22 protein-coding genes are annotated in these 20722 nt (G+C 40.2%); 16 read left to right on the forward strand and 6 right to left on the reverse strand.

Going from position 1 to position 20722, the window contains the following annotated elements; translation table 11 throughout:
* The first annotated feature begins 119 nt into the window (after positions 1–119).
* Positions 120–1175 (forward strand): calcium/proton exchanger, encoded by a 1056-nt coding sequence (gene cax, locus MHH91_RS04165; RefSeq protein ID WP_014469899.1) that lies wholly within the window; start codon positions 120–122, stop codon positions 1173–1175.
* Positions 1176–1246: 71 nt separating this feature from the next.
* On the forward strand, positions 1247–2041 hold the full coding sequence (locus tag MHH91_RS04170) for a YfkD famly protein (RefSeq protein WP_014471570.1): 795 nt from the start codon (positions 1247–1249) through the stop codon (positions 2039–2041).
* Between the two features lie 27 nt (positions 2042–2068).
* Here the strand turns inward: MHH91_RS04170 and MHH91_RS04175 are convergent, their stop codons facing one another.
* Positions 2069–2902 carry a mechanosensitive ion channel family protein gene (locus MHH91_RS04175; RefSeq protein WP_014469901.1) on the reverse strand — a complete coding sequence of 278 codons (834 nt, stop codon included), beginning with the start codon at positions 2900–2902 and terminating at the stop codon, positions 2069–2071.
* A gap of 6 nt (positions 2903–2908) precedes the next feature.
* On the reverse strand, positions 2909–4030 hold the full coding sequence (yfkAB, locus tag MHH91_RS04180) for a radical SAM/CxCxxxxC motif protein YfkAB (RefSeq protein ID WP_014469902.1): 1122 nt from the start codon (positions 4028–4030) through the stop codon (positions 2909–2911).
* Between the two features lie 145 nt (positions 4031–4175).
* Between yfkAB and MHH91_RS04185 the strand changes: the two genes are divergently transcribed.
* Entirely contained in the window at positions 4176–4361 is a 186-nt protein-coding gene (locus MHH91_RS04185) for an SE1561 family protein (protein ID WP_003155558.1), read from the forward strand.
* A 100-nt stretch (positions 4362–4461) separates the two neighbouring features.
* Entirely contained in the window at positions 4462–5253 is a 792-nt protein-coding gene (pdaA, locus tag MHH91_RS04190) for a delta-lactam-biosynthetic de-N-acetylase (RefSeq protein ID WP_013351396.1), read from the forward strand.
* 34 nt (positions 5254–5287) lie between these two features.
* Here the strand turns inward: pdaA and MHH91_RS04195 are convergent, their stop codons facing one another.
* From MHH91_RS04195 to corA, 3 genes are all read right to left on the reverse strand, one after another.
* Positions 5288–6148, reverse strand: a complete 861-nt coding sequence (locus tag MHH91_RS04195) for an NAD(P)-dependent oxidoreductase (protein WP_014469903.1) — start codon at positions 6146–6148, stop codon at positions 5288–5290.
* Between the two features lie 49 nt (positions 6149–6197).
* Positions 6198–6845 carry a hypothetical protein gene (locus MHH91_RS04200; RefSeq protein WP_014471572.1) on the reverse strand — a complete coding sequence of 216 codons (648 nt, stop codon included), beginning with the start codon at positions 6843–6845 and terminating at the stop codon, positions 6198–6200.
* 63 nt (positions 6846–6908) lie between these two features.
* Entirely contained in the window at positions 6909–7868 is a 960-nt protein-coding gene (gene corA, locus MHH91_RS04205) for a magnesium/cobalt transporter CorA (protein WP_013351400.1), read from the reverse strand.
* A gap of 106 nt (positions 7869–7974) precedes the next feature.
* On the opposite strand from corA, the gene MHH91_RS04210 reads away from it, so the two are divergent.
* Both MHH91_RS04210 and rlmD read left to right on the forward strand, forming a co-directional pair.
* Entirely contained in the window at positions 7975–8838 is an 864-nt protein-coding gene (locus MHH91_RS04210) for a DNA-3-methyladenine glycosylase family protein (protein WP_013351401.1), read from the forward strand.
* A gap of 172 nt (positions 8839–9010) precedes the next feature.
* Entirely contained in the window at positions 9011–10411 is a 1401-nt protein-coding gene (gene rlmD, locus MHH91_RS04215) for a 23S rRNA (uracil(1939)-C(5))-methyltransferase RlmD (protein WP_013351402.1), read from the forward strand.
* A 1428-nt stretch (positions 10412–11839) separates the two neighbouring features.
* Here rlmD and MHH91_RS04220 read toward each other — a convergent pair.
* Positions 11840–13222 carry a S8 family peptidase gene (locus tag MHH91_RS04220; protein WP_014469907.1) on the reverse strand — a complete coding sequence of 461 codons (1383 nt, stop codon included), beginning with the start codon at positions 13220–13222 and terminating at the stop codon, positions 11840–11842.
* Between the two features lie 455 nt (positions 13223–13677).
* Here MHH91_RS04220 and MHH91_RS04225 point away from each other — a divergent pair, with 455 nt between their 5' ends.
* The 10 genes from MHH91_RS04225 (at position 13678) to MHH91_RS04260 (ending at position 20053) form a co-directional block, all read left to right on the forward strand.
* Entirely contained in the window at positions 13678–15447 is a 1770-nt protein-coding gene (locus MHH91_RS04225; protein ID WP_014469908.1) for an ABC transporter ATP-binding protein, read from the forward strand.
* Between the two features lie 27 nt (positions 15448–15474).
* On the forward strand, positions 15475–18072 hold the full coding sequence (gene lanKC, locus MHH91_RS04230) for a class III lanthionine synthetase LanKC (protein WP_013351405.1): 2598 nt from the start codon (positions 15475–15477) through the stop codon (positions 18070–18072).
* A gap of 91 nt (positions 18073–18163) precedes the next feature.
* A complete protein-coding gene (locus MHH91_RS20770; RefSeq protein ID WP_187265338.1) occupies positions 18164–18283 on the forward strand; it encodes a class III lanthipeptide in 120 nt (39 codons plus the stop codon).
* A gap of 51 nt (positions 18284–18334) precedes the next feature.
* Positions 18335–18463, forward strand: a complete 129-nt coding sequence (locus tag MHH91_RS04235; RefSeq protein ID WP_014469909.1) for a class III lanthipeptide — start codon at positions 18335–18337, stop codon at positions 18461–18463.
* A 26-nt stretch (positions 18464–18489) separates the two neighbouring features.
* A complete protein-coding gene (locus MHH91_RS04240) occupies positions 18490–18609 on the forward strand; it encodes a class III lanthipeptide (RefSeq protein ID WP_187265387.1) in 120 nt (39 codons plus the stop codon).
* A gap of 20 nt (positions 18610–18629) precedes the next feature.
* Entirely contained in the window at positions 18630–18761 is a 132-nt protein-coding gene (locus MHH91_RS04245; RefSeq protein ID WP_014469910.1) for a class III lanthipeptide, read from the forward strand.
* A gap of 137 nt (positions 18762–18898) precedes the next feature.
* Entirely contained in the window at positions 18899–19027 is a 129-nt protein-coding gene (locus MHH91_RS04250) for a class III lanthipeptide (protein WP_014469911.1), read from the forward strand.
* A gap of 148 nt (positions 19028–19175) precedes the next feature.
* Positions 19176–19307: a class III lanthipeptide gene (locus tag MHH91_RS04255; RefSeq protein WP_014469912.1), complete on the forward strand. Its 132-nt coding sequence runs from the start codon at positions 19176–19178 to the stop codon at positions 19305–19307.
* A gap of 254 nt (positions 19308–19561) precedes the next feature.
* Positions 19562–19705 (forward strand): class III lanthipeptide, encoded by a 144-nt coding sequence (locus MHH91_RS20775; protein WP_181185673.1) that lies wholly within the window; start codon positions 19562–19564, stop codon positions 19703–19705.
* A gap of 63 nt (positions 19706–19768) precedes the next feature.
* Positions 19769–20053 (forward strand): YfzA family protein, encoded by a 285-nt coding sequence (locus tag MHH91_RS04260; RefSeq protein ID WP_014469913.1) that lies wholly within the window; start codon positions 19769–19771, stop codon positions 20051–20053.
* Positions 20054–20722 lie beyond the last annotated feature (669 nt).

Raw genomic sequence — 20722 nt, forward strand, 5'->3', positions numbered from 1 at the left:
CACGGATTTTTCGCGTCCGGCAACCTGAAAATGCCAATTTGGGTTTCTACGGAAGTGTAATTGAGGGAGTTTTTGAGAAGGATAAAAAAGACTCATTCGAAAAAGGAGCCAGGCTGAGTATGAATCGGATTTTTTTCTTTACGGCTGCGGCGGGGGTGCCGCTTTCAGTTATCGGAAGCCTGATACACTGGCCGTCAGCTGTTTTGTTTATTATTTATTGTTTGACGATTATTGCGCTTGCAAGTTATATGGGGAGAGCGACTGAATCTCTTGCCATTATCGCGGGTCCGCGGATCGGCGGCCTGCTGAACGCCACGTTCGGAAATGCGGTAGAGCTGATTATATCGCTTTTTGCCTTAAAGGAAGGGCTGACGGGCATCGTGCTTGCTTCACTGACCGGTTCGGTGCTCGGCAATCTTCTGCTCGTCGCGGGGTTGTCGTTTTTTATCGGCGGTTTGAAATACAAGCGGCAGGAATTCAATATTCATGATGCCCGGCATAATTCAGGCCTGCTGATATTTGCCATTATCGTAGCTTTTGTCATTCCCGAAGTGTTTTCCATGGATATGGGGGAAAAAAGCAAGCTTGATTTAAGTGTCGGCATCAGCATCATCATGATCCTTTTGTACGTGGCGGCTCTTTATTTCAAGCTCGTCACTCACCGCGGTGTTTATCAGCCGAACCAGCCGGAGGCCAAGGAAGAAGAGGAGCAGCCTGAGTGGTCTGGGAAGAGAGCGACTGCCGTCTTATTTATCGCCACCATTATCGTCGCCTACATATCTGAAAATCTCGTCCATACGTTTCATGCGGTGGCTGAACAGTTCGGCTGGAGCGAGCTGTTTATCGGAGTGATTATCGTCGCAATCGTCGGAAATGCCGCAGAACATGCGTCCGCCATCATTATGGCGTACAAAGACAAAATGGATGTCGCCGTTGAAATCGCGGTCGGATCGACTTTGCAGATCGCCATGTTTGTGGCCCCGGTGCTTGTCATCTGTTCCGTCTTTTTCCCGGTCAATATGCCGCTTGTATTCACATTGCCTGAGCTTGTCGCAATGATATCATCCGTCCTTTTGATGACGATGATTTCAAATGACGGTGATTCGAACTGGTTTGAAGGGGCTACGCTCCTTGCGGCCTATGTCATTATGGCGATCGGATTTTTCCTGCTTTAACCTGTAAAAAAATGCGGATAACAACGATTGCGGAGGAAAAGACTAAAGGAAAATGCTATAGAAAGAGTGATATGATGAGAAAGCTGTTTCATGCCACACTGATTCTGCTGTTATCTTTTAGTTTTTTCGCAACGCCGTCTGCCGGTGCAAAGAAACCGTTTAAGGTTCCCAACTCTGTCGTAAGCATTTCAAAGGAAAATACGTATCCGAATGCTTCACAGGACCAGCCGATGCTTCAGCCGAGCAAACTGGCAAAGGAATTGTTAGATACATCAGAGATCAACATCGAAAACCCGCATCTGATTAAAATGCTGAATGAAACCACGGTTTCCGGTTCGCCGCTCGCCATCGGATACCGGGCGAAAATATTTCTCGGGAAATGGGCGCTCGGCTATCAGTCGAACGAAACGGTCGCCAACTGGGAATATAAAAAAATCAACACAAACAGAGCGGATAACCGGGGCGGGCAGCAAGCCGCGGAAATTTCATACGCACAAGAACAGCAATACAAAATCAAAGGCGGGCTCACAGCAAAAGTGCCGAACGCAGAAGATGTGAAAAGCATGATGATGCAAAAAGCGATGAAGAAAACAAAACTGCCGCTTGCATTTGAAACAGTCATCGGCGCAGGCACAAAACGCGATCAAACTTATAAAATTTCTCCGCAGCGGCTCGGCTATTTACACGCCTATGCCCCGGCCGTTAATGAAAAAGGAAAAGTAACATACGGCGAAGTGTATTTGGTGCTGAAAGGCAGCAAGCGGAAACTTGTCGTCAAAAATGTGACCTCGCAAGGAATCGGCGCTTGGATTCCGGTGCAGGATCATGTCACATTCGGCTTTCAAATTACAGCGCAGCCGAGATAAATGAAAAAGCTGATTCCGGTTTGGGAATCAGCTTTTTTGTGTGTGATACATCTCCTCAAGCAATTGCACATTGTTGTTGTACAGCTCGCGGGCAAGAACGCGCCTCACCGCAAGGCTTGCCGAGAAGTATTCTGTGTCTTGAACCATGCCTTTAACCGTAAATTCAATGCCTCTCGTCAATTTGTTCAGGCTCATGATTCCATGCACTTGAAACGGCTCCGTTGCATTGAGAAATTCATCCCGTTTCAGTGAATCGCGAAGTTCATCATTGAGCATGTCACAGGCTTTTTCTAAGATGGCATATACCCGTTCAGGGTCTTCCTTATAGCTGATCACGACAGATTCGGTAATCCGCATAAAATCAATGTTATAGTTCTGAAGCTGTCTGACCTCACCATTTGAAATGGTAAGCAGCTTGCCGGAGAACTCACGGATCTGCAAAGAACGGAGTCCGATTTCTTCGACTGTGCCGTTGAACAGATTATTAATCGTCACGTAATCGCCTTTATGCAGCTGGCGTTCGTATATTAAAAATACACCGGCCAAAATGTCCTTGATTAAAGACTGGGCTCCGAAACCGATGACGATACCGGCAACGCCCGCCCCGGCTAAAATTCGGCCGAAATCATGAACAAATAATGAAATAACGTAAAAGATAAAACCGATCGTCGCCGTATACTGGGTGATGGACCGGACGAGGCTTTCGATTGTCTTTCCTTTCCGTTCCTCCAAGAAATCAGTGCGTTTAAATAACATCTGTACAAAGCGGTTGATCAGAAAAACACCGACGTAAAGCACGAGAGCGACGATGATGATCTCAACCACTTTGCTTTTCAAAATATCTGTAATTGTCGTTTCCATCTTCTGTTAACCTCTGGCTTTGCGTAATGAAAAATCTGTCTCCTGATAATAACTGTTTTTGACAAGAACGTTCGGGCCGAGGCACCGGACGTTTGAGCAGCGGCAGTTCAGCTCTTTGCTCAGCTTCGTCTGTCTCCACCTGTCATACGCTTCAGGAAGGCTGTCTGTTTTAATATTGCCGAGCGGCGGTGTATCGCCGAAATCCGTGACAATGATATTTCCGTCAAAAATGTTGACATTCAGGCGTGAGCGGCCGTCAGGGTCGTTTCGCACCGTAACGTTTTTCGCTTCCCGCAGGCGGCGGAGCAGCTTCTGGTCTTCTTCATCAGGGCTGCATGCGTAAAACGGCAGCGTGCCGAACAGCATCCATGTCTCTTCATCACGAATATCGAGCAGATGATGAATGGCCTGTCTCATGTCTTTCAGGCTCAGTGATTCCAGCGCGCTGGCGAAATCACTCGGATACATCGGATGGACTTCGTGCCGCTGACATTTCATTTCTTCCGTAATCTGCCGGTGAATATGTTCGATATGCGGCAGCGTGCGCTTGTTCAGCATCGTCTCCGCCGAAACCATGACGCCTGCCTCCACCAGCGTGCGGCTGTTTTCAATCATTTTGTCAAAATAGCGCGCCCGCTGTTCAAATGTCGGTTTCTTCTCCATCATCGCAAATCCGATGTCGGCAAAGTCCTCGACCGTTCCCCAGTTGTGGGAAATGTGAAGGACGTCCAAATAAGGAATAATCCGTTCATAGCGCCCGATATCAAGCGTCAGGTTTGAATTGATCTGTGTGCGCACACCGCGTTCATGCGCATATTTCAAAAGCGGGACGACATATTCCTTTACCGATTTCAGAGAAAGCATCGGTTCGCCGCCCGTAATGCTGATGGAGCGTAACAGAGGAATTTCTTCGAGCCGCTTTAATAAAAGGTCGAGCGGCAGCGCATTCGGGTCTTTCGGCTGAAGCGTGTATCCCACGGCGCAATGCTCGCATCTCATATTGCACAAGGTCGTCGTTGTGAATTCAACGTTCGTCAGTTTCATATCTCCATACTGGTCCACATCCATGTACGCTTCCCAAGGATCGTACTCCGGTGTGATCGGACGCAGTGCTGTGTTTTGTGTCATGACTATCTAACTCCTTTATAAATGGGCATACTAACGTCTGCCAACTGTTAATTTTAGACCTGATCTGCCAAGATCGCAAGTAGCGGAACCATTGAAAAACGGCAAAAAATACGCTACCATTATAAAAAATGAATGGAGTGGAAGTATGGGGAATGCAGTAAACAGCAAAGATCAGCAGCTCGATTACTTGAAGAACAGACTCGATATGTTTATGAATGTCATTGATTCGTTAGACCCTGAATCAACGGACGTTGAAGATATAGACCGGCTCATCGGCATGCTTGATGATCTGGAAGCAAAATACGAACGGTTTAAAAAGGATTGGGAATAAACCCCGGCATCTGCCGGGGTTTTTCTCTTTCCATAATGCGGCTGTATAAAAGGGGAGAGCCTACTGCAAAATAAGGAAAAATGCAGAAGGAGTGCTGGGCATGAAATGGTTTTGTTCAATTTGCTGCATGGCCGTTTTACTTGCGGGAGGCATAAACAGCGCAGAGGCCGTGCCGAATGAGCGGATAAACTGGGGATTTAAACGAAGCGTCAATCATCAGCCGCCGGATGCCGGCAAGCAGCTGGACAATCTGGTCAAAAAATATGATGCCTTTTATTTAGGCAATACGAAAGAAAAGACCATTTATTTAACGTTTGATAACGGATATGAAAATGGATACACCCCGAAGGTGCTTGATGTGTTAAAGAAACATCATGTCACGGGCACTTTTTTTGTCACAGGCCATTTTGTAAAAGAGCAGCCTGATTTGATTAAGCGGATGTCAAAGGAAGGCCATATTATCGGCAATCATTCTTTTCACCATCCTGATCTGACGACAAAAACGGGTGATCAGATTCAGGACGAACTCGATTCCGTCACGGAAGCTGTTTACAACATCACCGGAAAGCGGGATAACCTGTATCTCCGTCCGCCGCGCGGCGTATTCAGCGAATATGTCTTGAAAGAAACGAAGCGCCTCGGATATCAAACCGTTTTCTGGTCCGTCGCATTTGTCGATTGGAAGGTTAAGGAGCAGAAAGGGAAAAAATACGCCTACGATCACATGATCAAGCAGGCGCATCCCGGCGCGATCTACCTTCTCCACACCGTTTCAAAGGACAATTCAGAAGCTTTGGACGATGCGATTACCGATTTAAAAAAAGAAGGATACACGTTTAAAAGCATTGATGACCTTATGTTTGAGAAAGAAATGAAGCTGCCGCGCTTGTAAAAAACACCTCTCCTGCTATTGGAGAGGTGTTTTGTTATTTCAGGCATTTAATCAAAGCGGCCCAATCCAGACCCCCGAAGCCTTGTTCGATCCCGCTTTCAAAATGGCTCTTGGCCAGCTCGGCAAGAGGGAGCTTTGCGGCAACCTGTTCTGCGGCGGCAAGCGCCAGATTGGTATCCTTCAGGCCTAAAGACATTTTGAAACCGGCCGGTTCGAATTTCTGCTCGGACATGATGGTTCCGTAATTTTGATAGACGGGAGAGCCAAAGAGCGCGTTGGCGATTTCTAAAAATTGTTTTTGGCCCAAGCCGTACTTCTCCATCATTAAGAATGATTCAGATAACGCCTCCAGCATAGAAACGAGCAAGAAATTGATGCTGATTTTGGCCGCGTTGGCTGTTTTGGTCTCTTCACCGGTGTCAAATACTTGCTGACCCAGGCTTTTAAACAGCGGTTCGGCCTTTTTCTTCGCTTCCTGAGGGCCGGCTGTGATGATGCGGAGCTCGGCCTTCTCAGCCGCATCGGGACGGCCGAGGACGGGAGCGGCAATAAAGGACTGTCCTCTGCTCGAATGCGCAGCGGAAAGCTGTTCTGACAGCGCCGTGCTGATGGTGCTCATTGAAATATGAATGCCTTTTTCAGATAACCCGGCAATAATGCCGTCAGGCCCGAAAGTCACACCTGTTACGGCTTCATCGTCTGACAGCATTGACAGCACAATGTCCGCATGTTCAGCTGCCTGACGGGGCGTTTTGGCATATTCGGCCCCTTTCTCCAGCAGATCAGCCGCTTTTTCTTTCGTCCGGTTATAGACAGTCAGACTGTATCCGGCTTTCATGATATTTTCGGCGATGGGGCGGCCCATATTGCCGAGTCCGACGATGGCGATTTTCATTTGCAGTCCCTCCAATGAAATGTTTTCCATCATTATACATGCAAAACGTTTATTCTGCTGTGTGCAGGCTTGCAACTTTTAGGTCAGGTTCTGAAGACCATCCGCTGTCTGATGCGGCTTTCCCTTTATAAAAGCCGGTAAACTGCGCCTTGATGATTGTTTTCGATCGGGGCTTTACAGTGAATGTTTTTGATTTGAATGTGACGCCCTTTACGTTCTCAGATAGGTCAGGTGTGATAGATATGGTTTGTTCCCCTTTTCCATAATAATTGATATAAATCGTGCAGCTCATTCTCGCTTTTTTGCGCTCAATCAGATGACTGCATTCACTGCGGTGCTTCAGATATTCGACAGCTTTTCTTTCAGGCGCGAACTGTTTTAAGGAAAAAGCGGCATATTCAGTGACAGGACTGATGCTGGAAGAGACCCCCATGCTGAGAAAGATCAGAAACAGCCCCACAGCGGGAAGCGTCCGTCTGAACGAGGCGGCACACCAGATTAACGCCGCAAAATATAGCACGACCCCGGGAATGACGGAGATATGGGCTCCATCTTCAGACCAAGAAGAAAAGCCGAGCCACTCAAAGATGTAATCAGACATCGTACAGCCGTTATACAGCGGGGCAATGGACATGACACTGAGAAGCAGAAGGGCGGAAGAAATGGTTTTGTGAGAAAGAATGGTAACGGCGCACACCTCTTTACGTTTTTTTCCAACATATCATGTTTTCACAAAAAAAAGAACAGCCGGCAGCCGTTCTTACTTGAAAATATTAAACCAGCCTTTGCGGGCGAACCAAAACAGCATGGCGGCCACAAGAGCGGCCATTACACCCAAAACGATAAAATACCCGTATTTCCAATGAAGCTCAGGCATGTTATCGAAATTCATGCCGTAAACTCCCGCGATAAACGTGAGCGGAATAAAAATGGTCGAGACGATGGTTAACGTCATCATGATGGCGTTCATCCGGTTTGAATTCAGTGTTACATAGCTGTCCCGCAGATCTGACGTCATATCACGGTTTGACTCGATCAGCTCAGCCAGTTTTAACAGGTGGTCGTAAATATCGCTGAAATATGCTTTTGTTTCACGGCTTTCTTTTACATGGTCAAGACTCAAAATCCGGTACATTAAATCGCGCATCGGAATGATCGTCCGCCTCAGGTTCAAAAGATCAGTCCGCAATTCAAACACTTCATTCATTAAAGTGCCGTAAGATTTATGTGTTCTGCTGTCTTCAATTTCATTCAGCCGGTCTTCAATTTTGTACAGCACAGGGAAATATTCATCGACAAGCTGATCCATAATCATATACGTTATGTGTCCGGGCCCTTTTTTGGCTAACCCCGGAGAAGCGAAAAACCGTTCTCTTACTCTCGAGATGCCGGGCGATTCGTGCAGATGGAAGCTGACGATGAAACGGTCGGACTGAAAAATGTCCACCTCTTCCATTTCCAGTGTGTCCGGGTTCAAGGCGTGGAGCACATAAAAACGGTAGCCGTCATAATGGTCGATTTTCGGCCGCTGCATGTGCTGAAAGCAATCCTCAATCGCGAGCGGATGAAAATGGAAATAATCCCGCAGCAGCTCGGTTTCATGCATCTCGGCTCCGAAAAAATCAATCCAGTACCATGCGATGTCCGGTTGTTCTGTACGTGATAGGGGGATATTATCTAATATCTCATTATGTGTTGTGATTGCGGTTATATGTATCATAAACAACCCTCCGCCTGCCATTATATCATGCGGCGTTATGAAGAAAAGTATACGAATTGCCGTCGGAACGCTTCGTGATATACTTGGACAAAAAGGGGTGGAGCATATGTGGGAGGAAACGGTTTCGGTCACGCCGCCGTATCATTTTGATAAAGTGCTTGAAAGGCTGTCACTCGATCCGCTGAATGCGGTCGATCTTACAGCAAGGTCAATTAAAGTTCCGCTCAGAACACGGGACGGCAAACTGTCGGTCATCACGGTTCAAGCGAAAGGCACCGCCATAGATCCGGTTTTCCTCGTCAGCGGCGAAACGGACCGCGAGGAGATGATTGAACGGATCAAACACATTTTTCAGTGGGAGCAGCCGCTTCAGCCTGTGCTTGATCATTTTTCAAAAACAAATCTGTCTGCGCTTTTTGAAGAGCATGCGGGAACCCCGCTCGTGCTGGAATACGATGTGTACAACTGTCTCATGAAATGCATCATCCACCAGCAGCTCAACCTGTCCTTCGCTTTTACCTTAACGGAACGGTTCGTCCATGCCTTCGGCGAACAAAAAGACGGCGTCTGGTGCTACCCCGAGCCGAAAACGATTGCGGCGCTTGAGTATCAGGACTTGCGGGAGCTTCAGTTCAGCATGAGAAAAGCGGAATATGCGATTGACCTTTCACGGATGATTGCAGACGGAGCGCTCAATCTTGCGGAACTTCCCCAGTTATCGGATGAAGACATTATGAAAAAGCTGATCACCATCAGAGGCATCGGGCCATGGACCGTCCAAAACGTCCTCATGTTCGGCCTCGGCCGCCCGAATCTGTTTCCTTTGGCAGATATCGGCCTGCAAAACGCCGTCAAACGCCGCTTCGCCCTTGAGGATAAACCGTCAAAAGACTTGATGCTTCAAGTAAGCAGGGAATGGGCGCCGTATTTAAGCTACGCGTCCTTGTATTTGTGGAGAAGTATTGAATAAAAACAAGATGGCTTACCGATGGCATTTGATCGCTTCCGAGTATTTTTTGGAAACTTCCGGTGAAAAACATGAAGGAACCGCCGGCTGCATGTTATACTGAAAAGATGTGATATTTCAAATCAGCCGTTTTCCCATGAGGATGGCTTTATTATAGAAACGGAGAGAATAAAACGTGAATCAACATCAAAAAAAGGCGCCTGCCGAATTGAAAATCGGACAGACATTTCCGCTGACCATCAAACGCCTCGGCATTAATGGAGAGGGCGTCGGCTATTTTAAGAAAAAGGTTGTCTTCGTTCCCGGCGCTCTGCCCGGCGAAGAAGTCGTTGCCGAAGCGACAAACGTTCAGCCGAAATTTTCAGAAGCACGCGTCAAAAAAATCCGCAAGCCGTCTGAACACCGCGTCACGCCGCCTTGTCCGGTATACGATCAATGCGGCGGCTGCCAGCTTCAGCATCTGGCCTACAGTCAGCAGCTTCGCGAAAAGCGCGATATCGTCATTCAGTCTTTGGAACGTCATACGAGATTCAATGTTGAAGAAATGAACATTAAAGAAACGATCGGAATGGACAACCCGTGGAATTACCGGAACAAAAGCCAGTTTCAAGTCGGACGCTCGCAAAGCGGCAGCATCATTGCCGGCTTATACGGACTTGATTCCCATAAAATTGTTCCGATTAAGGAATGCATTGTCCAGCATCCGGCGACGAACAAAACAACGGGTATTGTCCGCCGCATATTGGAAAAACACAACGTATCTGTTTATAACGAACGGACCAAAAAAGGCGATGTCCGCACCATCGTGACGAGAGTCGGTTTTGAAACAGGCGAAGTGCAGGTCGTGCTTGTCACGGCGAAAGAGACACTTCCGAATAAAGACGAGATCGTCAAAGCCATTCAGAATCGTCTGCCCGAAGTGAAATCGATTATTCAAAACATCAACGGCGCGCGCACATCCGTCATTTTCGGGGACAAAACAAAAGCGCTGGCCGGAAGCCATGCCATTCAAGAGGTACTTGGTGACGTGTCATTTGAATTAAGCGCCCGCGCTTTCTTCCAGCTCAACCCTGAGCAGACGGTCAAGCTGTATGACGAAGTGAAAAAAGCGGCGCAGCTGACCGGAAAAGAAAAAGTCGTTGACGCATATTGCGGCGTCGGTACGATCGGCATGTGGGTCTCAAGCGGGGCGAAAGAGATCCGCGGCATGGACGTCATTAAAGAATCAATTGACGATGCGAAGAAGAACGCCAAAAAACACGGCATCAAAAACGCGGCATATGTCACAGGAACAGCTGAACACTGGCTCCCGAAATGGACGAAAGAAGGCTTCCGCCCAGACGTGGTCATCGTCGACCCGCCGAGAACGGGCTGCGACGGAACATTTTTAGATACCATCAAAAAAGTAAAACCGAAACGCTTCGTCTACGTATCCTGCAATCCTTCCACACTGGCGAAAGACTTGCAGGCGCTGTCGAAGGACTATCGCGTCGAATATATTCAGCCTGTGGATATGTTTCCGCAGACGGCTCATGTGGAAGCTGTGGCGAAGCTTGTATTGAAATCGTCTAATTAAAAAACGATTCCTGATCAGATCTGGATTTCGGCAGAATGAACCTTGCCGATTTCCGGGTCTTTTTCATAGGGAGCCTTTGCCCTGACTGTCTTTTCTCAGAGAACTTTATTTTCACTGACGAAAAGAGCTGAAAAAACGTGCGGAAACCCTCATTTTTTAGATCAATTCCTAAAGCTGTAACATGATTCAACAGTAAAGTTCTATCATGCTGCTCCATAAACATATTCTTTTTTTCGTTTGGAAACGGTATTACAGACAAAATATGAAGAGCAATAACGACTCGTTCAAGTCTCGTGAATACTTGTAACTCCTGTGAATATTTTGTAAACTCCTTTTTTAAAGAGTAAAGCCCCTGTTGCTAACTATACGTGAATAATTGCTCCTTATAATGATCTATCGCTTGATTCATACAATGTTAAAGTGCCGATAAGGCAATGCGTTTATCCGGATCAGCAGATAAAATCAATATGATCTTTAATTGGACTAGGGGTTTGATAATAGTCAACAATGTAATAACCACTTTTTGGCTTAGCGTAGACAACATGCTGATGCTCTAGTTCTAGTAAGGCCTTTGCAACTGTCCTATGACAGGTGCATTTTTTCATGTATTAATAATAGTTGGCATCGTTACATTTTGCTTAATTAGCTAATTGTTCACTATGATTATGAAATGGTTTGTTAAGGGTGAATTTGAATGAAAAGCAATATAAAAAGAGGTCTGATAATTGGATTTATTGGAGCGACTTGTTTTAGTTTACATTACTTGCTTCAAGTATCGCTGTCCCTATTTTGATGAGACAATTGTTGGATTGGGTAGGACAGCAAAAGGGCTGCATACGTGGATTTTGTAAGTATGATTGGGAATGGTATTACAAAGTAACACCGAGAATAAAGCCGAATAACAAGAGAAAAGCACTGTTGATTGGGAAGAGAGATAAAGAGTGTTTGGGACTGCTAAAGAAGGAGTAATAATAGTATGAATTGTTTTACAAACAGAAAGAAAACCAACTAGAGTGAGCCCTTAAATTTTAGGAGAACTTTATGAGTCGGTTCATGGTTCCGTAATCAAAATTTAGTCCGTACACAAAATCGTATAGAGGGATTTAGGGTAAGGAAGGTAAGTGGGCTATTGAAGATAGATTAAAGCAAGGGAAAGAATTGGTCTGTTTATAAGGTGCTGCTACATGCTGGGTTTTGTGCGATAAAGAAATCAACAATAGCTAAAGAATTGAATACTCAGGCTGAAATAAAATATGACACAAGCAACTTAGTAATATTAAGTTGCTTGTGAACTTAACTTATTTAGTTATTCTCAATATCCCGTAAATATAATTTATTTCATCTCTACTTCATCATCATTATCGTCTAGTAATCTTTTTTTATTAATCAAAGTATTTTTAGTGAAGTTCGAGAACTGCTTAATATCTTTTATCTCTCAATATTAAGCAATGATTCGTAAGCATTTACGATACCGCTACCTACTTCATTCTTATCTAAGTTTTCAACGTGGTCTGTGTTCTGATATAAGTTTTCTTCAACCTTACGATTTGGCATTTCCTCTCCATATTTTTCGTAGTATTCTGTCTTTAATAGGGCTGCTGTAGCAGTTACTATTGGAGCTGCTACACTTGTCCCTAAAGTAGGTTCATATCCCTTTTGAAAGCCTAGTGACTTACTTAGCGGAGTTTGCGGGATATTGACAGGGGAAGTAGTCCATACCAAGCTATATAGATCAATCTTATTTGTATCCAGATCACCACCTGGGGCTGCAATTGAGATGTTTTTTCCATAATTTGAGTAAGAAGCTTTTGTATTTTGCGCTGTGGTGGCAGATACAGTAATTACATCGTTATCTCCACCAGGAAGATGTAGGATATTGTCCTTTGGTTTACCTAATTGTTGTGCAAGTTTTTTTGAATTTGAGATATCATATCCATGGTTTCCAGCTGCTGCAACAATTAAAGTATTGTGTTTTCTAGCGAATTTAAAAGCTTTTTCAAAAAGTTTTATAGTCTCTCTATCATCTTTATCTTTTTTTGATAAAAAAGTAGATAAACTTAAATTAATTACGTCCATATCATCTTCCGTAGCTTTAACAATTGCGCTTATAACCCAACTTCTTTTAGATTTACCGTCTTTATCAAATACTTTATACGGCACTAAACCAAGATTTGGTCCAACTCCTTTTACATCCCCATTAGCAGCAATTATTCCAGCCACAGAAGTTCCATGCCCATAAAAGTCTTGTGTATTATCTTCAACTGGAACAAAAGACTCTCCAGTATCTACAATATTTTTTTTGAGGTCTGGATGATTGAAATCTATGCCTGAATCGATTATCCCTACTTTTGTATTATGAGATCCTTTATTTATCTGATAACTTCGATAATCATTTGTAACTTGCTTGATATTCCATAACCAACTGTCATAAAGAGTGTCATTATCTTCCGTGAATTGTGATGAAGATGCCACTTTAGCAGGAATCTGTTTACTTTTTTCAGGAAGAGAAATTTCTTTATCCTCAATAATTTCATTTGCGTCTAATTTTTCTTTAGCAATATCTTTGATTGCTGAGAATTGGCTTGGTTTTATATTATTTATTACCAATAAATCTAGTTCTTTAATATAATTTGTTTCTATATTTGAATACTTTTCCTGAACCTTGTTTATTGTCGATTCACTAATTTTTGAGTCGAGGTTAATTATGATAGATTCATCATGATTTGATTCTTCAGCACGAGAGCTAACAGGTTGTAAACTAGATACAATTACAAATATGAAAACTATCGAAATTCTTCTTAAATTCTTCATTTTTTATACTCCTTTCTCTTTATACATTTCATTATAAGATTGTATATAATTCACCCTCCCATTCCAAAAAATGAAATATAAGTATATTTAATTCAATTTTATAAAATATAAGTAAATCAGTCAATGCATATTTTTCTAATTAGAAGTGATTATCCCCGGAAACGTCCCTTTAGTATGATTAATTTAAATTTCTTTTTATTCTTTTATACTACGCCTATGGTTTTGTGGGCAGAAATATTAAGAGTGAATATACATTTCGTAATATACAAAAGTAGAATAATGTATAACCAAAGACCTGTTTTTTTTATAATTTGTAAAATTATATATTGACTTACAGTTATTGAGTGTGAAATATTGTTTATAGGAAAATCAGGAAAGATATGGCGTATGTCATTTCAAGAGTCATTCGATATAAAAAGTTGAGACATTGGAATTAAACGAAAGAGGTGAAAATGATGACCAACCCTAATTTTAAATCGAAAGAGTTTTTCTTCTTACTGAGTAAAACCAGACCGAATATAAGATTATTTATATTGGCAATATTTTTAAGTGGATTAAGCGCAATAGCTTCTACCTTAGTGCCTCATTATTTAAAAAGTCTAATAGACTATTACAATATTCATGAAAAGATCAATTTGTGGGACCTATTAGGACTGCTAGGGATATTTTTAAGCAGCGGAGTAATTGGGGCAGTTGGTAGTTATATGTTAAGTGTAGTAGGATATAATGTTGTCGCAAATCTCAGAAATTTATTATGGGAAAAGATAGTTATACTGCCTGTAGAATTTTACGATAAGAATCGTTCTGCGGATATAGCAAGTAGATTTGTTAATGATACTACGGTGATTTACAACTTAGTAAGTAACTCTTTTTCGCAATTTATCAATGCTATATTAATAGTGCTTTTTTGTGGATTTTGGTTGTTTTACTATGATTGGCAATTGACACTAGTGATTGTCGTAGCAATTCCAGTTTATTTATTAATTTTTATACCTTTAGGAAGAATTTTATCTAAATTATCTAAAATGACGCAAAGCTTAACAGGTGAATTAAATGTAAGAGCTGTTGAAACAATATCTGCAATAAGACTGGTTAAATCTTCAACTGCAGAAAAATTACAAGTAGAAAAAGGAAAAGAAGATGTTGAAGCTTTAAGAAGCATAGGCCTAAAGCAGACAAAATGGATGGTTATTTTAAACCCTATCATTAATTTAATGATGATGCTTATCATTATTAGCATAATTGGATTCGGAGGGGTTAAATTAGCCAATGGAAGTTTATCGCCAGGAACGTTTATAGCATTTCTGACACTTATGTTCTATATCATGGGTCCACTTAATAACTTTGGGCTATTCTTTACTCAAATACAAAAGACAATAGGTGCAACAGAAAGAATTTCTCAATTGATATATGAGCAAGGAGAAGATCAGCATAAAGGAAAAGAATTAGCGGAAACCAATAAAGATTTAGTGATTGAAAATTTATCATTTTGCTACAGTAATGAGGATAAAGCATTTTCCTTGAAAAATATTAATTTAATAATAAAAAGAGGAAGTGTTAATGCCTTAGTAGGTCCTAGTGGTAGTGGTAAAACCACAATCATCTCTATTCTGGAGAGATACTACAAGCCCAACAGCGGAAATATTTATTTTGGTGACGAGAATATTGAGTTATTTTCATTAAATTCATGGCGTAGCCAAATAGGATATGTAGCACAGAATCATGATTTAATAAGCGGTACTATTAGAGACAATCTCATCTTTGGTTTAGAAAATCCCCCAAATGAAAAAAGAATAGTAGAAGCATGTAAGAAGGCATATGCATGGCAATTTATAAGTGAATTGCCTAACAGTTTAGAAACTAATATTGGAGAAAAAGGTCTGAACTTATCAGGAGGACAACGACAAAGAATTGCTATTGCGAGAATGTTTCTGAAGAATCCAAATATAATCTTTTTAGATGAAGCAACTGCAAGTCTTGACAGTCATTCTGAACGAATTGTGAACGAAGCAATGAAGAAGCTTATGAAGGATAGAACCGCTATTATAATAGCACATAGGTTATCCACCATTATAAATGCTGACAATATCATTTTTATGGAAAACGGTGAGATCACAGGTCAAGGGAATCATTGGGAGTTAAAGAATAGTCATAAATTGTATCATCAATTCTGTGAGCAGCAGTTTAAAGAAGATAGTACCGATCCATTAGTATTAACCAATTAAGAGCGGCTTAAGAGAGGCGAAAACAAAATGGACAAAAAATTAGTTTATTTCCAACACATGAGTGAAGATTCAAAATACTATATAGAGAAAAGCCCAAATGCAGAGACTGATCCATATGAAGTACATAATATACCAAATTACTATACTGTTAGTACAGAATACAAATCACCATGGAAGTTTTATAATAATCCAAATCATACCCTCAAAGAACAAGGCTGGAAAATACACGTAAGTGCAACAATGAATAATGCTCAGGATATATTAGAAGTTGTGAGTCAAATTATATTTAAACATCAGATACCATTTAAACATATTAAAGATAAACAATCTCTATTTAATATGAATTCGAAGCATGGTAATCGAACTTCATCTGGAAAATTTATCGCTATCTATCCTTCCTCTAATAACATGTTCTTCAGGTTATTGAATGAACTTTATGAAGAATTAAAACATTATGAGAATGGACCATACATACTAAATGATAAATCGTGGAAGGACAGCAATATATATTACCGATATGGTGCGTTTAAGAATATTTACAATGAAAGAGGAGAACTTTGTATTAAAGACGAAAATGGAAACCTAATTCCGGATAATAGACAGCCGTATTATAAAATACCTGAATTCGTAAGTGATTTTGATCAGTATTTAGATTCCAAGAATAACTTATTAGATACTCAAGATGTAAGTAATTTTAATGATTATGAGTTCCAAGGAGTCCTTAGGTTTAATAATGGTGGCGGTATATATACTGGAATAAGGAAATTGGATGGGAAAAAAGTAGTAATCAAAGAAGGAAGACCTAAAGTAGGGTTAGATGGTCAATTTAATGATGCGATTGATAGATTGAATATAGAATACGAAGCATTAAATAAACTTACAGATGTTGAAGGTGTTGTTAATGTACTTGATTACTTTAAAGCTTGGAAACATGTATTTTTAGTTGAAGAGTTTGTAGAAGGTGTAACTCTTCAAACCTGGTGTGCAATCAATTATCCGTTCAACGTTGAAAATGATAAAAATGAATACATTAGTAAGGTGAAAAAAATAATTAATAGCTTGGTCAAAACAATTAAACTAGTGCATAGTAAAGATGTTGGTATGGGAGATTTACAACCCCAAAATATAATGATAACCCCCGAATCAAATGTTAAGATTATTGATTTTGAGGCTGCTAGTGCTCTCTCTGAAGAAAACGGAGCGTTGCAAACAATTGGCTACACAAATAAGAAAAATAAGAATCATAAAGAGCGTGATTGGTATGCACTAAAGAAAGTTTTAAGATTTTGTATTCTGCCAATAGGTCCGGTTGCTGATATAGAAGAAACCATTAAAAAGAAACATGATATGTGGATAGAGGACGAGTTTGGCAAAGATGTCTATCAATATGTTGTAAATACAGAAAATCTATGTGACAAATACTTATCTGACACCAAAGAAAAGATATTCAAGAATAGTTATGACAGTAAAATACAAAAAGAAATGGACATGTCAAAAGTAATAAAAGGATTGAGAAACAGTATAGAGAGTAATATTTTGCCCAACAGCTCGCTAATTCATGGCGATGTACGGCAATTTGTAATGCCATCTGGAAAGTTAAATGTACTAACTGGGGGAACTGGAGCTGCATTGGCATTGTACAGATCTGGAAACGTCAGCAAGGAAGTTTGGGATTGGATTGAAAATGTTTTACTTGAAAAATTGAATGTTCTTAATGATGATGTTGGGTTATTTACAGGACGAGCTGGTATCGCAGCAACATTGTATGAATTGGGATACATAGAGCAAGCTATGGACTTATTCAATAATCTGTCATATGAAGATATGAAAGATATTTCATTAAGGTCAGGATTGTCGGGAATAGGTCTTTCATTAATTAGCTTATACATGGAAGAAAATAATAATGATTTTTTGGTTACTTCTGAAAAAATTGCTGATCAGATAGAAAAAAGGATTATTGAAGATGATAAATTATCAGTGACTGATTTTGCAGCAGTACCTATAGGTTTGATTGATGGTTGGTCAGGAATATCTTTATTCTATGCGGCATTATATTCAGTTACTAAGAATGAAAAATATTATTTAAAATCAAAAGAATATATTGAGCGAGATTTAAAACATTGTAAGGTAGATGAAGAGACGAATACTTTGCAAACATATGATGATCAAAACCCTCGATTATTACCCTATTTATCTGGGGGATCAATCGGAATAGGAATTGCTATTTGGTATTTAAATTATGTAAAAAATAATAATTTATTTAGAGAAGAATTAGAGCAAATAATCAATTTAAATAAAGTAAGGATCGCATATAGCGGTGGATTGTTTGATGGGATCGGTAGTTTCTTGTTAATCCCGCCAATGACTAAGGAAAAAAATGAAATCAGTCAGCATATTGAGCTGGCATTGAGAAAACTAGAATTGTTTCTTATCCGCAAAGATGATCAAGTATTATTCCCTGGAAACTTCAGCTTTCGTTTAGCAGATGATTACTACTCCGGAAGTGCTGGCATAATATTGGGCATAAACTCTATCCAGTTTTCAAATCCGTTATATTGGTTGCCAATAATAAAAATTGATAGTTTCTTAAGAAAGACAAAAAAAGAATTGTTATTAAACAATTAAAACTCTAACACTTATATTCGATGATAATCATTGAAGATTAGAATTAAAGCAGTTAATATACAGAACTTATGAAGGGAGGTGAGAAAAGAAAATGAAAGAGGTGCTGGTACTTCAACAATTTGATGAAAAATCTGAAGTGGAGCCTACGGCATGGACTGTTACTCTAACAACTATTTCAGTTACATTATCTACCCTTAGTAATCATTGCTAATGAGAGAGAAGGATAATCTAAGAAAGAGTACTTGAAAGGAGGTGAAACTAAATGAAAGATGTATTGGAACTTCAACAACTGAATGAAGGAACTGAAGTAGAAGCTTCAAAAGGCAAAGGTGGCTTACTTACACTAATCACAACGATAGTTGGCTCATCTACTATTAGCAACAACTGTTAAGATATTTAAGAGGAGTGGATGAACAAATGAATGAAGTACTAGAGTTGCAACAATTGAGTAAAGGTTCAGAAGTAGAAACAGCTGGGTGGACACTTCTAACAACACTCATCGGTACATCTACTATTAGCAATAGCTGTAATAAATAATAAAAAGGAGGTGAAATTGAATGAGAGATGTATTGGAACTTCAACAACTGAGTGAAGGAACTGAAGTAGAAGCTTCAAAAGGCAAAGGCGGCTTACTTACACTAATCACAACGGTAGTTGGCACATCTACTATTAGCAACAACTGCGGATAAAAGACCAAACATAACAAAAAAAGATTTTCTGCGAGTGCTGAAGTAGAAACAGCTGGGTGGGCACTTCTGACAACGCTCATCGATACATCTACTAATAGCAATAGCTGTAATAAATAATAAAAAGGAGGTGAAATTGAATGAGAGATGTATTGGAACTTCAACAACTAAATGAAGGAACTGAAGTAGAAGCTTCAAAAGGCAAAGGCGGCTTACTTACACTAATCACAACGGTAGTTGGCACATCTACTATTAGCAACAACTGCTAATAAAAGACCAAACATAACAAAAAAAGATTTTCTGCATATTTCTAGTGCTGAAGTAGAAACAGCTGGGTGGACACTTCTTGACAACACTCATCGATACATCTACTATTAGCAATAGTTGTAATAAATAATAAAAAGGAGGTGAAATTGAATGAGAGATGTATTGGAACTTCAACAACTGAATGAAGGAACTGAAGTAGAAGCTTCAAAAGGCAAAGGTGGCTTACTTACACTAATCACAACGGTAGTTGGCACATCTACTATTAGCAATAACTGCGGATAAAAGACCAAACACACTAAAAAAGTACGCTTGGTCTTCATACATTATATGAAAGCCTAAACAGGAAAAGGACCCCAATCCTTTTCCTGTTTCTAAAAAAGGAATAAATTTAGTTTTCATATAAATTCTTTTCACTATCCCATACTTCTTATTTATTGTCAATGGAAAATGAATGAAGTGGGTGACTTAGTTCTTTATTTATATGTAAGACTAAATTCAAATGTTAAATTTATCAAATGAAGAATGGAGGATTAATTATGAATAACGTATTAGCATTACAACAATTAAATAATAGTGCCGAGGTGGAACCGCAAGTGGGACCAACGATAACAACTATTACAGTAATACCTACAATGGTTATATCCTTAATAAGTAATTATTGCGACAATCATGCTTCATAATATAATGATTTTAGATTGACACTTGGCTAAAAAAGTATTGCAGAAAAGGAAACTGATAATTAAATGGATAAAGTAAACAAAAAACGACCGTTATATAAAAGAAGTTGGTTTCAAACGGTTTTGGCATTTTTAGTTTCACAGCTTTATTTTAATTTTGTAGAATTAACGGGATGGGGTCCTAAGTATAGAGAAATGAATGGCTTCCCAGCAAACATAGTTGAACTGGATTTCTTTCAAAAATATCTTTCATTCTATGAAAATCCATGGTTTAATATTGTCACTGTTTTCTTAGGGGTTTTCACTGTTATACAAATAATCACCGGTATAACAAAGGATATTCGAAATTAAAGCAATAACTTCTGATGCCTTATTTAATTATGAAAGAAAATGAACACTTTCTTATTAATCTTATGAATGAAGACTGCGACACTTAGTCAGCAGTCTATTTTATTGGCTCTGGATCAGGATTACCGAATCGAAACCATTGAAAGCCAATCGACCCTTAGTACATATACTGTATAGGCCAGAAAAAAGCAATCTTTGTCAGGTTGCCGCTTGTTCGTTGGTTATTTCTAAACCATAAGCCAAATCCCAAATGATCCAGATTGAAGTTCTTGAATTCTTTTAAGTTCGAGTTTATTTTCTCTTCCCATCTCATCTCATCCTCTTTACTCCATGTGATTCACAAGCGGCAAGTTAGGGCTTTTTCTTTTTACATTCTCTTGAGTATCAGATATACTACCCCAAACTCAATTTGCTTAATCAAATAGCTCTTGAAATTAGTTTTTCCGCAAATGATATTGAGATACGGATATGGTGCAGTGTTAAATATTTTCTCTTCGATAACAGGATAATTATTTTGAATTGGTAATAGGGAGAACTCATATGATATTCTATTTGGGTTGGAATACTTTTTATCCAAAAAGTTTAAAAGTAAGGCTGCTAAGAAAGAGGAAGATCAGCGCTAGTATTAATAAACCACAATATAAATAAAAAATACGTGTAGATAATCATCAC

The organism is Bacillus sp. FSL K6-2819, from assembly GCF_038008305.1.
Taxonomy (GTDB): domain Bacteria; phylum Bacillota; class Bacilli; order Bacillales; family Bacillaceae; genus Bacillus; species Bacillus amyloliquefaciens.

Bases quoted from the DNA above. Each gene is read 5' to 3' on its own strand.
- cax (WP_014469899.1), top strand. From the start codon at position 120: ATGAATCGGATTTTTTTCTTTACGGCTGCGGCGGGGGTGCCGCTTTCA.
- MHH91_RS04170 (WP_014471570.1), top strand. From the start codon at position 1,247: ATGATGAGAAAGCTGTTTCATGCCACACTGATTCTGCTGTTATCTTTT.
- MHH91_RS04175 (WP_014469901.1), bottom strand. From the start codon at position 2,902: ATGGAAACGACAATTACAGATATTTTGAAAAGCAAAGTGGTTGAGATC.
- yfkAB (WP_014469902.1), bottom strand. From the start codon at position 4,030: ATGACACAAAACACAGCACTGCGTCCGATCACACCGGAGTACGATCCT.
- MHH91_RS04185 (WP_003155558.1), top strand. From the start codon at position 4,176: ATGGGGAATGCAGTAAACAGCAAAGATCAGCAGCTCGATTACTTGAAG.
- pdaA (WP_013351396.1), top strand. From the start codon at position 4,462: ATGAAATGGTTTTGTTCAATTTGCTGCATGGCCGTTTTACTTGCGGGA.
- MHH91_RS04195 (WP_014469903.1), bottom strand. From the start codon at position 6,148: ATGAAAATCGCCATCGTCGGACTCGGCAATATGGGCCGCCCCATCGCC.
- corA (WP_013351400.1), bottom strand. From the start codon at position 7,868: ATGATACATATAACCGCAATCACAACACATAATGAGATATTAGATAAT.
- MHH91_RS04210 (WP_013351401.1), top strand. From the start codon at position 7,975: ATGTGGGAGGAAACGGTTTCGGTCACGCCGCCGTATCATTTTGATAAA.
- MHH91_RS04220 (WP_014469907.1), bottom strand. From the start codon at position 13,222: ATGAAGAATTTAAGAAGAATTTCGATAGTTTTCATATTTGTAATTGTA.
- MHH91_RS04225 (WP_014469908.1), top strand. From the start codon at position 13,678: ATGACCAACCCTAATTTTAAATCGAAAGAGTTTTTCTTCTTACTGAGT.
- lanKC (WP_013351405.1), top strand. From the start codon at position 15,475: ATGGACAAAAAATTAGTTTATTTCCAACACATGAGTGAAGATTCAAAA.
- MHH91_RS20770 (WP_187265338.1), top strand. From the start codon at position 18,164: ATGAAAGAGGTGCTGGTACTTCAACAATTTGATGAAAAATCTGAAGTG.
- MHH91_RS04235 (WP_014469909.1), top strand. From the start codon at position 18,335: ATGAAAGATGTATTGGAACTTCAACAACTGAATGAAGGAACTGAAGTA.
- MHH91_RS04240 (WP_187265387.1), top strand. From the start codon at position 18,490: ATGAATGAAGTACTAGAGTTGCAACAATTGAGTAAAGGTTCAGAAGTA.
- MHH91_RS04245 (WP_014469910.1), top strand. From the start codon at position 18,630: ATGAGAGATGTATTGGAACTTCAACAACTGAGTGAAGGAACTGAAGTA.
- MHH91_RS04250 (WP_014469911.1), top strand. From the start codon at position 18,899: ATGAGAGATGTATTGGAACTTCAACAACTAAATGAAGGAACTGAAGTA.
- MHH91_RS04255 (WP_014469912.1), top strand. From the start codon at position 19,176: ATGAGAGATGTATTGGAACTTCAACAACTGAATGAAGGAACTGAAGTA.
- MHH91_RS20775 (WP_181185673.1), top strand. From the start codon at position 19,562: ATGAATAACGTATTAGCATTACAACAATTAAATAATAGTGCCGAGGTG.
- MHH91_RS04260 (WP_014469913.1), top strand. From the start codon at position 19,769: ATGGATAAAGTAAACAAAAAACGACCGTTATATAAAAGAAGTTGGTTT.